The organism is Flectobacillus rivi, from assembly GCF_030056655.1.
In the GTDB taxonomy this organism is placed as follows: domain Bacteria; phylum Bacteroidota; class Bacteroidia; order Cytophagales; family Spirosomataceae; genus Flectobacillus; species Flectobacillus rivi.
Window position 1 is genome coordinate 63,568 of the sequence record NZ_JASHIE010000006.1, and the last position, 12,059, is coordinate 75,626.

At 37.3% G+C, this 12,059-nt stretch carries 7 protein-coding genes; 5 read left to right on the plus strand and 2 right to left on the minus strand.

Features of this window, described 5'->3' with window-relative positions:
- The first annotated feature begins 228 nt into the window (after positions 1-228).
- The 3 genes from QM481_RS09840 (at position 229) to QM481_RS09850 (ending at position 6,404) form a co-directional block, all read left to right on the plus strand.
- On the plus strand, positions 229-3,486 hold the full coding sequence (locus tag QM481_RS09840; RefSeq protein ID WP_283381622.1) for a VCBS repeat-containing protein: 3,258 nt from the start codon (positions 229-231) through the stop codon (positions 3,484-3,486).
- Between the two features lie 59 nt (positions 3,487-3,545).
- Entirely contained in the window at positions 3,546-4,874 is a 1,329-nt protein-coding gene (locus QM481_RS09845; protein WP_283381623.1) for a vanadium-dependent haloperoxidase, read from the plus strand.
- Between the two features lie 87 nt (positions 4,875-4,961).
- Positions 4,962-6,404, plus strand: a complete 1,443-nt coding sequence (locus QM481_RS09850; RefSeq protein ID WP_283381624.1) for an alpha-L-fucosidase — start codon at positions 4,962-4,964, stop codon at positions 6,402-6,404.
- 34 nt (positions 6,405-6,438) lie between these two features.
- Here QM481_RS09850 and QM481_RS09855 read toward each other — a convergent pair whose 3' ends face one another.
- A complete protein-coding gene (locus tag QM481_RS09855) occupies positions 6,439-7,080 on the minus strand; it encodes an HAD-IA family hydrolase (protein WP_283381625.1) in 642 nt (213 codons plus the stop codon).
- A 128-nt stretch (positions 7,081-7,208) separates the two neighbouring features.
- Between QM481_RS09855 and QM481_RS09860 the strand changes: the two genes are divergently transcribed.
- Complete coding sequence (locus QM481_RS09860; protein ID WP_283381626.1) at positions 7,209-7,844, plus strand: response regulator; 636 nt, start codon at positions 7,209-7,211, stop codon at positions 7,842-7,844.
- A gap of 218 nt (positions 7,845-8,062) precedes the next feature.
- Here QM481_RS09860 and QM481_RS09865 read toward each other — a convergent pair whose 3' ends face one another.
- A complete protein-coding gene (locus tag QM481_RS09865; RefSeq protein WP_283381627.1) occupies positions 8,063-10,000 on the minus strand; it encodes a glycoside hydrolase family 97 protein in 1,938 nt (645 codons plus the stop codon).
- Positions 10,001-10,399: 399 nt separating this feature from the next.
- On the opposite strand from QM481_RS09865, the gene QM481_RS09870 reads away from it, so the two are divergent.
- Positions 10,400-12,058 (plus strand): hypothetical protein, encoded by a 1,659-nt coding sequence (locus QM481_RS09870; protein WP_283381628.1) that lies wholly within the window; start codon positions 10,400-10,402, stop codon positions 12,056-12,058.
- The last annotated feature ends 1 nt before the right edge of the window (position 12,059 follow it).

Below are 12,059 nucleotides of genomic sequence, written 5' to 3' on the forward strand. Positions count from 1 at the left end.
TGGATGAAAACAGGCACAAACTTTTGTGCCTGTTTATTCAATTAAATTGGTGATTAACTAAGAATAGTATTAACGAATTATTTATTTCTGAACTGTACAGCTTAATTCTTATTGAAATTTATCTCAAAATGCCTCTGATTTCAGAGGCATTTTGAATAATTTGGGATATTGTTTTTACTTTTTATTTTCCTTAACTACTGAATACTACTCTCAATTTGTTTTTGTCTCATGAGATTCTTACTATTCTTCTGTCTTTCTTGTTTGTTTTTTCCCTCTGTTGGTCAGTTTAGATTATTGACTTCAGGAGAAACTGGTATTACTTTTAAAAACCAGCTAACAGAGAATGAAAAACATAATGTTTTGGCTTACGAATATTTCTATAACGGTGGAGGAGTAGCTGCAGGAGATTTTAATAATGATGGTCTAATAGATTTGTATTTTACTGGTAATATGGTTTCTGATCGTATTTATCAGAATATGGGTAAAATGAAATTTAAAGACCAAACTTCTACAGCTGGTATCAGTAAAGGAAGTGGCTGGAAGACTGGTGTAACTTTGGTCGATATTAATCAAGACGGTTGGCTAGATATTTATGTTTGCTATTCGGGTGATGGAGATGAGACCTCTAGGAGAAATAGGCTATATATTAATCAAAAAAACTTCCAATTTGTAGAAAAAGCCTCTCAGTTTGGTCTAGACCTACCAACAAACTCTACTCAAGCTTCATTTTTTGATTACGATAAAGATGGCGATCTCGACTGTTTTTTACTCAACCATAGCATTAAAGATTATAAACGCTTTGATGCCTCGGTACTAAAAAGTCAGCGAGACCCTCAAGCAGGTGATAGGCTCTTACGTAATGATAATGGAAAGTTTATTGATGTGAGCGAACAGGCGCATATCAAAGGAAATCCTTTGGGTTTTGGATTAGGCATTGCCATTGCTGATATTAATCAAGATGGCTGGCCTGATATCTATGTATCAAACGACTATATCGAACAGGATTACCTCTATATCAATCAAAAGGATGGAACTTTTTCAGATCAATTGGAGACTTCGGTTGGGCATTTAAGCCAGTTTTCAATGGGAAATGAGGTGGTCGATATCAACAATGATGGTTTGCCAGATATTTTGACCTTGGACATGTTACCAGAGGACAATCGCCGTCAAAAACTACTTTATGGACCCGAAAACTATGAGAATTATAAATCAATGGTTCGCAATGGGTTTTATCATCAAATTATGCGCAATATGTTGCAGTTAAATAATGGTGATGGAACATTTAGTGAAATTGGTCAACTGGCAGGTGTGTCTAATACAGATTGGAGCTGGGCGCCACTAGTGGCAGACTTTAACAATGATGGTCAAAAAGATATATATATTACAAATGGCTATTTGAGAGATTACACTAACATGGACTTTATGAAATTTTATGCTGATAAGGAGCTAAAAGCTGCACAGGGTAATCCAACGGCCATGATGGATATAATCAAAGAAATGCCTTCTACATTGACTAAAAACTATTTCTTCTTAAATAATGGTAATCTCCAATTTGAAGATAAAACTACTGCATGGGCTTGTGATCAACTTCGCCTTTCTAATGGGGCTATTTATGTCGATTTGGACAATGATGGTGATTTAGAAATAGTTACCAATAATGTTAACCTTGAAGCCAGTATTTACCTAAATGAACAAACTCAAGGAAACTATATTGCTTTTGACATAGATGGGTTATTAAATGCCAAAACTTATGGAACCAAAGTTTTGGTATATCAAAATGGACAAAAGCAATTGAGAGAGCATTTCCCAACAAGAGGCTTTCAGTCTTGTATGATGATTCCATTACATTTTGGGCTAGGGAAAACCAAAGTAGATAGTGTACAAATTATTTTTCCTAACAATAAGATTCAAACACTTCTAAATCTTTCAATAAATCAAGTTCATAAAGTTAAAGTTCAAGAACCTTTTAGCCAATGGGCTGTAAGTCACCAAATCCCTTATTTTAAACCAATTGATACTGATACATTACCTTATGGCAATGTAGAGGATGATTATAACGACTTCAAGCGCCAATTGCTTTTACCAAATATGTTGTCATACATAAGTCCTAAGACTGCACATGGCGATGTAAATGGAGATGGTTTAATGGATATCTATATCGGTGGTTCGAAGGGACAATCAGGAGCTATTTTACTTCAACAACCAAATGGTTCGTGGATAGGAACAGAACAAGCCAGTATCGATAGTGATATAATGTGTACTGATACAGATGCTATTTTTTTTGATGCAGACAAAGATGGCGATTTGGATTTGTATGTCGTAAGTGGAGGATACTCCTACCTTCCTGATGATTTATTGTTACAAGATAGACTTTACCTAAACGATAGCAAAGGCAATTTTAAGAAGGCAGAAGATAATTTAGTGACAGGTGATTTGAATAGTGACTCCTGTGTAATGACCATTGATTTTGATAAAGATGGCGACCTTGATCTAGTAATAGGAGGAAGAGTAACTCCTGGGAAGTACCCTTTTTCTCCTGGAAGTCGATTGTTACAAAATGACGGCAAAGGATTTTTTACTGATGTTACGAAAGAGTTAGCACCCGCTCTGGAAACTTTAGGGCGAATAACTGCTGGAAAAAATATTGATATTGATGGTGATGGATGGGAAGACTTAGTTTTAGTGGGGGAGTGGCAACCTATTCTTTGGATCAAAAATATTCAAGGTAAATTTTTAGCTTCAGAAACATTGATACAAAACTACCCTAGCAATGGTTGGTGGTCATCTTTAGAATCTGCCGATTTAGATAACGATGGTGATTTAGACTTGATAGTTGGAAATTATGGTAAAAACAATCAATTGAAGCCAAGTCTACAGACTCCTGTATCTCTAACATACGCAGATTTTGACCAAAATGAAGCTATAGATCCATTTGTGAATTACTATGTACAAGGGAAAACTTATCCATTGGTAAGCCGAGATGAAGCGTTAAATCAAGTATTTTCATTAAGAAAAAAGTTTCCTAATTATGCTAGTTACGCTGATGCAAGTATGGAGCAACTTTTTACGCCAGAACAGTTGTCCAAAGCCAATAAATTAGAAGTGAATCAGTTTGAGTCGATCGTATTGCTCAATCAAGGAAAAGGGGTATTCAAACCTAGCCCTCTTCCAGTCGAAGCGCAAATGGCTCCAGTGTATGCCATCAGTGTTTTAGATGTCAATCACGATGGCTTTAAAGACCTTGTTCTTGCTGGTAACTTCTTTCATTCTAGAATCAAAATAGGTAGAATGGATGCTAACTATGGTCAGTTATTTTTGAACAAAGGAAATGGTACTTTTAACTATATTCCTCAAAATCAATCTGGTTTCCAAGTAAAAGGTGAGGTAAGAGATTTGGTAATTATCCCTCAATCAAAAGGTATCCAAATACATTTTTTTAGAAATAATGACAGCGTAAAAAGCTATCGTTTGAATAGCCAAAAATAGAACTCAAACATCTCCACTTACATGTATTTGAGTATGGATGATTGTAAATACTTTCCATTATGAATATTTCCCGTATTATTTTATTTTTTGCTATGGCACTCTTGGCTTTACAAGTTATGGCGCAACCAAAGCCTAAAGCCAATTCAATATTATCCACCGCAGACTATGTTAAATCCCTAAAGAAAATAACTGATGTCATGGTCGAGGATGTTACTGGTCCTTGTGCTGCCGCCAGATACTATGCCTACACTACTTTGGCAGCGTGGCAAGTAAATGCATTATGTGAACATAATGCCTCAGCTAATCAAGTTCTCTCACAATTGAGACAGTATCCTCAGCTTAGAGATTTAACGATAGGAGAATCAGTTGTAGCAGACTTTGCATCAATATATACCTTATTAAGAATGGGAGAAGAGCTATTGCCATCTGGGTATTTGCTAGAAAAACCTAAGTTAGAATTAATCCAAAAGGCACAGCTTCAATTGTCTCCAAAAGCGTTTGCTGAATCTAAAATATTGGCTGATAGCGTAGTAAAAAGATTTGTTAAATATGCGCTAAAAGATGGTTATGTAAAAACAAGTGGATACCTAAGGTATACACCAATCAATAAACCAGGGTACTGGCAACCGACCCCGCCAGCCTATACAGAAGCGTATGAGCCTCATTGGCGAATGCTTCGTCCTTTTGTACTCGATAGTGCTGCTCAATTTAAACCCAACCCTCCTGTAGTTTACAGTGCAGATCCAAAGAGTGAGTTTTACGCTCTTACTAAAGAAGTATATGAGGCTTCTCGAAGCCTGACAAAAGACCAATTACATATTGCAAACTTCTGGGATTGTAACCCTTTTTTCCTAAACCAAAAAGGACATATTACTTTTGGAACCAAAAAAATATCTCCTGGAGGACATTGGATGGGTATTACTGGCATTGCCTGCAACCAAAAAAAGTTAGACCTAAATAATACAATTCGTACGCACGCACTTGTAGCTATGACAATGGCCGACGCCTTTATTTCTTGTTGGGACGAGAAATATAGAAGCAATCGAATTAGACCCGAAACGGTGATCAACCAGTGGATAGATCCAGCATGGAGAGCCGTGCTACAAACGCCACCATTTCCTGAATATACAAGTGGACATAGTGTTGTTTCAGCCTCTGTTGCGACTGTATTAACTGCATTAGTGGGAGAGAATTTTGCCTATACTGATGTTGTGGAGGTAGAATTTGGTGTTCCTGCACGCAAGTTCAAATCCTTTAAACATGCGGCACAAGAAGCGGCTATTTCCAGACTCTATGGGGGAATCCATTTTCGAGATTCTATTGAGGATGGTGGTAAACAAGGAGAGAATATAGGTGAGTATATTTTGAAGAAATTAGCATTAAAGTAATAGGATCAATTTTTTGGTGCCATCACCCATTTTCAAATTTAATAGCTAGAGCTTAATGAAAGGCATTCTGGCATATCAAAACACCCAATGAAAAAATCATTAATATTGGCTGGATTAGCAGCAAGTGTACTCAGTTTTGGTACATCCGCCCAACAACACTCAGAACAAGACCATAGCAAGTATGTGTGGCCGAAGGACGAGTTGGTAAAAAAGAAATTAGACAACTGGCAAGACATCAAATTTGGTTTGTTGATGCACTGGGGTACCTACAGCGAATGGGGTATCGTTGAGTCTTGGTCACTATGTCCTGAAGACGAGGGGTGGTGCGAGCGTAGAGGTGCGTCTTCTGCGAATTATTTTGAGTACAAAAAGGCTTATGAAAACCTTCAAACTACGTTTAATCCTGTCAAATTTGCGCCTGAAAAGTGGGCAGATGCCGCTCAAAAGGCTGGGATGAAGTATGTAGTTTTTACCACAAAGCACCATGATGGATTTTGTATGTTTGATTCAAAATATACAAACTACAAAGTTACGGATACAAAAACACCTTTCTCTAGCAATCCACGTAGCAACATTGCCAAGGAGGTTTTTGACGCATTCCGTAAAAAGGACTTTATGGTTGGGGCTTATTTCTCGAAGCCTGACTGGAATACGCCTTCTTATTGGTGGTCTTATTTTCCACCAAAAGACCGCAATGTTAACTATGACCCGAAGAAATATCCTCAAAAATGGCAGGAGTTTAAAGACTTTACCTACAACCAAATTGAGGAGTTGATGACGCAATATGGTAAAATGGATATTCTTTGGTTAGATGGCGGTTGGGTACGTCCATTCTCGACCATTGACCCCAATATTAGCTGGCAAAAAACGATTCCTTATGACCAAGATATTGACATGGCAAAAATTGCTGCTATGGGTCGTAAGAATCAACCGGGTCTTTTGGTAGTTGACCGTACTGTAACGGGTGAGTTCGAAAACTATGTTACACCAGAGCAGTCTATTCCTGACCATTATATGCCTATTCCTTGGGAGACTTGTACAACTATGGGCACGAGCTGGTCGTATGTGCCTAATGATAAATACAAACCTTTGCGTGAAATCATCCACATGTTGGTCGATATCGTTGCTAAAAATGGTAATTTGTTGTTAAACGTTGCCCCAGGACCAGATGGCGAGTGGCATAGCGAAGCTTACCAACGTATGGAAGAAATGGGCAAATGGGTTTCGGTAAATGGCGAATCTATTTATGGCACTAAACCAGTTGCTCCATATCGTGAAGGACAATGGGCATTTACTGGAAAAGAAAAATCGACATATTTGACTTATTTGGCAAAAGAAGGAGAATCTGTTCCTGCAACGGTGGTTTTACCTTGGAAAAAAGCGGACAAAACTACTCAAATTACTTTGATTGGTGAGCCTAAACCTTTGAAATATAAGGTAACACCTAATGGTATTGAAATAGCTGTTCCTGAAAAAGTACGTGCGAAATTTGCGGCACAACCAGCTTGGGTATTTAAAGTTTTGAATTAATAATAATAGTGCTATACAGACTCCTGATACGTTATCAGGAGTCTTTTTTTATGAATGCCAATAAGTCCTGCACCGTTTTGAAATGCCCTTTTGGATAATATTGTAGTTGTGGTTGCAACTCATCCTCATAGCCCCAGTTGACCCACCCACAATCCATATTAATTTTCATACAGGCTTCAATATCTCTGTTTTCGTCGCCTACATACAAACACGTTTTCAGAGGATACCCCGTGGTTTTTAATAACTTCTTCAACACCTTATCTTTTCCCATAAAATTTTCTGAACAGTAAATGTTGGTGAAATAAGGAAAGTTTTGATTTTCAAGAAATTGTATGATGTTGTCTTTGCTGTTCGAAGAGACTATATCTAAAGTGAATCCCTGTTGATGAAGCGTTGCTAAAAAATCAAAAATCCCTTCGTATGCTTGTAGCGAGTGAATATTTTGTTTGTATTTTTTGTATAGCACAGGAATAATAAAGGGAATTTGATACAAAGGAATTCCTAAATATTCAGCTCGCTTTAAGTAGGATAAATGTCGGATTTGAGGAATAGTTTCTTCCGAAATAAGCTTGAAGTTTTTTTCTGTAGCCAATTCATTGTAGATTTTCAGAAAAATTGGAACAGAATTGGCAATAGTGCCATCAAAATCAAAAATGATGTGTTTATACGTTTGCATAGTATCAATAAGGCAACTGACCCAAAAAGGTTATTTACAACAATCTATTTATTCTGTTGATTTGTAATATCAAAATCGATTGACAGGTTTTACTAATATTTATACATTCCTACAGCCAACCCAATTTAATGAATCGAATAGCAATATATGAAGATAACCCTAAACTTCGTGAATTACTCGAATTACTGATAAATTCTGCTGAGGAGTTTCTGGTGGTAGGCACTCACCATAACTGTGAAGATATTTTACGGCATATCCAGTCTGAGTCGCCAGATATGCTGATTATGGACATAGATATGCCCATTATTGATGGTATTACAGGCGTGAAAATTGTCAAAGAAAAATACCCTAACATGAAAGTCATTATGCATACGGTATTTGAGGATGACGACCGATTATTTGCCTGTTTGAGCTACGGTGCAGATGGTTATATCTTGAAGAAAGATTCACCAAGTATGCTGTTTGGCGCTATCAAACAGCTTTTTGATGGTGGTGCTCCTATGTCGCCAGGAATTGCCAAAAGAATTTTACAAACCTTTAGAAAACCTGCACCTACCCAAAATTCTTATCATTTAACCGAACGAGAGAAAGAGGTATTGGAATATTTAACAAGAGGCTTTTCTTATAAAATGATAGCCCACGAATGTACTATTTCGATAGAGACCGTGCGCCGCCATCTCAAAAATATCTATTTTAAATTACAGGTTCAATGCGGTACTGAAGCCGTGGCAAAGGCGATTCGTGAGAAGATTGTCAATGAGTGATTACCTTCTATAGATTCCCTAGTTCAAGACTTAGTCTTGGGCATAATATTTTTTAACAGTTTACAAACTGGAATCAAACCTAATCCGAGATTAAGTCTCGGACTAGGTAAGAAATAAAATTATTGCTGATGAACGTTTGTCGGAGTTTTCTCCGACAAGGGCGAAAATGGCATAATCACTTCCGCAATCCAACATCCTAAATCCGAAATCGAATCTCGTTATTTCACCCAAATAACACCACCTTCTGGCTGGATAGTCAAGGAAGCTTCTCCAGAGTTAGCGACTTTTGTTGACTTAAAAGTTGGATTTCTTTTCTCATCATCACTATATTCTGCAACGGTTTTTCCTGCAAACATTGGCAATTTTACATTGATTTTTAGCGCAGTTTTTTCAGCATTGATACCTACTAAATACCATTCACTGCCATGACGACGTGCCAATACGCAATATTTTCCTGGGTAACCATCTATAAAAACTGTTTCGTCCCAAGTAGTAGGCACTTTTTTCATAAAATCAATTTCAAAACTTGGAACATCTGTCAAGTTATTTGGTGTGAGTGCAAAGTTCTGTACTGTTGTTTGGAATAAAACAGCCGTAGCTAATTGAAAAATATCCGTCGTTTTGCGAGTTCTTCCACCATTGTTATTTTTGTTGAGGCGCTTGTTGAGCAAAGTCCCTCCAAAATCCATACTCCCAACGGTATTTCTGATAAATGGATGCAGAGATGCATTGAAGGCTTCATTATCATCAAAATGCTGGTTGAAAATCAAGTTTTCAGAGGCTAAAACTGCTTCACTACTTACATAGTTAGGGTACATTCTTTCCCAACCACGAGGAAGCGTACAGCCGTGAAAGATAATCATTAAACCATATTCGTTGGCATCGCTTAAAATATCTTCATAAAGCTGAATAGTTTCTTGTTTATCACCTCCAAAGAAATCCACTTTCAAGCCTTTTACGCCTTGAGCTTTTAGCCATTTCATCTCTTTTTTACGAGCAATAGCATTATTCATACAGTTTTTCGGACCTTGAGGAGCATTGTTCCAAGCACCATTGGAATTATACCACAAAAACACATCTACCTTTTTAGAATGAGCATATTTAATCAATGCTTCCATGCGCTCATATCCTACATTTTTATCCCAAAGTGCATCCATCAAGATATATTCATATCCTAATTTCTGTGCCAAATCAATGAAGGTTATTTGGTCATCATAATTCATACTTTCATCTTGCCACATAATCCAGCTCCAAGTCGCACGCCCCGCTTTATATACCTGTGAAGGTGCATAAAGTGGTTCAACTACATCAAAAGGAATCGTAGTTTCTACAATTGGTTTCAGACTTGTTCCTACCGTAATAGTACGCCAAGGCGTCGTAGCTGGTAACGCCATTGCTGGTTCAGCACTGCCATGACCGTTATTTTCGTCTTTTTCAGGAAATGAAATAGAGAATGTGCCATTATTGGATTCGCTTAATTTTGAACCACAATAGGCTCCTGTTACGCCTGTTTCTGAAACTAAAGCCCAAGCCTCTTTTCCTATATGAAACAAAGCAGGGAAGGTATATCCCAAATGGTATTTGGAGTTATGGTTGAGTGGAGCATCGGCTTCATATTCTTCTTCATAACTTGGTTTTGTGCGCATCCAGCCACTTCCTGCGGGAGCTTGTGGTGTTAAGAAAGTCGTTGTGTTTGAAGGGAAACTAAAGCCAGTCAACTCTTTTTCGATTATACAATTGGCAGTTTCTTTAAATGGAAAAAGTCCATATCGAAAGGCAATATCATTGTTGCTTACCTGAAAAGTAATTTCCAAGAGCTTTTTATCAGCGTTTGAAAGGGTACATACTACTTGGTTTGCAAGGTAATGAATACTCGATTTTTTGATTCTACTTTGTTGGTAAGTCTTGTCGATTTGCTTTTCTTCCTTTTTTACCAAAGTCAAAGATTTGCTAAAGTCTCCAATACTCGTAGAAAGTCCTAATGGAGAGTTTTCCAATACAGTAATGCCTTGATAAGTGACAGAATAATTCGCTTTACCATCCGTAATCGCCAGACTAACTTTTAATTGCTTGTCAGGACTAAGAATACTTACATTTTCTTGAGCGAAGCTTGAAATTTGCAGAAGCATCGCGACGATGAATAGTACTTTTTTCATAATTGAGGTCATAAAGCATCACGCTTTATTAATTGGGGGATTGATAGATTGATTTGAATTTTGCAAATATTGTGTCAAATCTACACATTCTTATCTGGTTTAGTACAGTTATTATCATAAAAACTACAAAGAGCGTGATTAACATATTGTTAAAGCCTATTTCAAGACTAAGTCTTGGACTCACTTTTCTCCCAGTCTCTAACTTATGAAAGCAGAGGACAAACCAAACAATGTGTAAAAAGGGTTATAAGCTATATCAAAGAAAAAAATAATCATTTTTAATTTTATTTAATTTATTGTAAATCAATTAGTTGTCCACTTATTCAATGACTAAAAAAGGGCATGGATTAAGGGAAATAAACCCTCTTATTTTGGGTAAACATTTTCCTTGCCCTACTCATGAAGAAACTTTTTATACTACTATGCTTTTGGCAGATTCCGCTATTGGCGCAAGATTTGGGTGGTTTAAAGGGACAAAAGCCTGTCACTGTCTCGGGAGGTTTGAATTTAGGTTTTAATACCTATTCAAATCTTGAAGGCAGGCAACGTCTCGACCCTTTTTCTTGGACTATTTCTGCCAGTCCTGTTATTTCGTTTTATGGTATTCAAATGCCATTCTTTTTCTTGATTAACCAACAAAGTCAGTCCTTTTCAGGACCCTTCCAACAGTTTGGAATGAGTCCATCTTACAAATGGGCGAGACTGCATTTGGGGTATCGTAACCTTAGCTATTCAAATTACACACTGGCTGGGCGAATGTTTTTTGGAGCAGGTATCGACCTGAATCCTGGCAAATTTCGCTTTTCTGCGATGTATGGACGCTTTCAACAAGCAAGTTTACGAGATACTACTCGCAATACCTTTTCGTCTTTACCTTCTAGCTTCAGACGTATGGGATATGCCGTAAAAGTAGGAGTAGGGTCTTCACAGAACTTTATTGACCTGATTTATACCAAAGCTTGGGATGAAGAAAATTCTATCAAAATCCCAATTGCCGAAGGTATCACTCCCGCCGAAAATACTACACTTGGGATTGTTTCTCAATTGACTTTTTTCAAGAAAATATCGTGGTCGACTGACATTGGTGTAAGTGGTTATACCTCCGATATAAATGCCAAAGATTTGACTGGAACAATATCCCTCGATAGTGAATTTTTGAAGAAATTATTTTTACTAAAGCGGAGTACGCAGGTGGGTTATGCTGCCAATAGTAGTCTGAGATTTAGTTCGCGCTTTGCATCCTTACAAGTTCAATACCGTTTAATTTCTACAGATTATAAGTCGATGGGAGCGTATTTTTTTAACAATGATGTGCAAGAAATACTATTTTCTCCCTCCTTTTCTTTCTGGCAGGGTCGAGTAAACTTGAGTGGCAGTTATGGCATACAGCAAGATAATGTTAGTAAAACCAAAGCCACTCAAACTACTCGCAATATTGGATCACTCAATTTGTCAGTACAGCCTTCTGCCAAGTTTGGAATGATGATGACCTATTCGAATTACGGCACTTTCCAGAACAATCCTGATAGAATTATTGATACGCTCAAAATCCAGCAAGTCAACCAAAGTTTGGTCGTAGCACCTCGTTTTGCTTGGGGCGACCGCGTGGTTAGCCATTCCATAAACTTGATGTCGAGTTATCAAAATTCCACTGATTATAACACGGTTTCAAAACAGTTATTAGAGTTTAATAACCTGTTTTTGTCTTTCAACTATTTGAGAAACAACATGAAACAAAAATTTACGATAAGCCCCGGAGGGATTTTTATCAAAAACTTTTTGTCCTACGGCAATACACAATCGATGGGGGTGAGTTTGAATATTTCTAAAAACTTGAAATCATTTTCCAATAGTTTGAATGTCAATTACAACCAAAACTATTACAAAGAAAATGCCAATGGCTATACTTTCAATGCCCGCTGGAATGGACGTATCAGGCTGTCGAGCAAACAACAACTTTCGCTAAGTGCAGCATTGCTCTACAACAAAGACCTCAAATTTGAAGCAAGAAATTTTACAGAAGTATATACCCAAGCAGGTTACTCTCTCAACTTTTAAA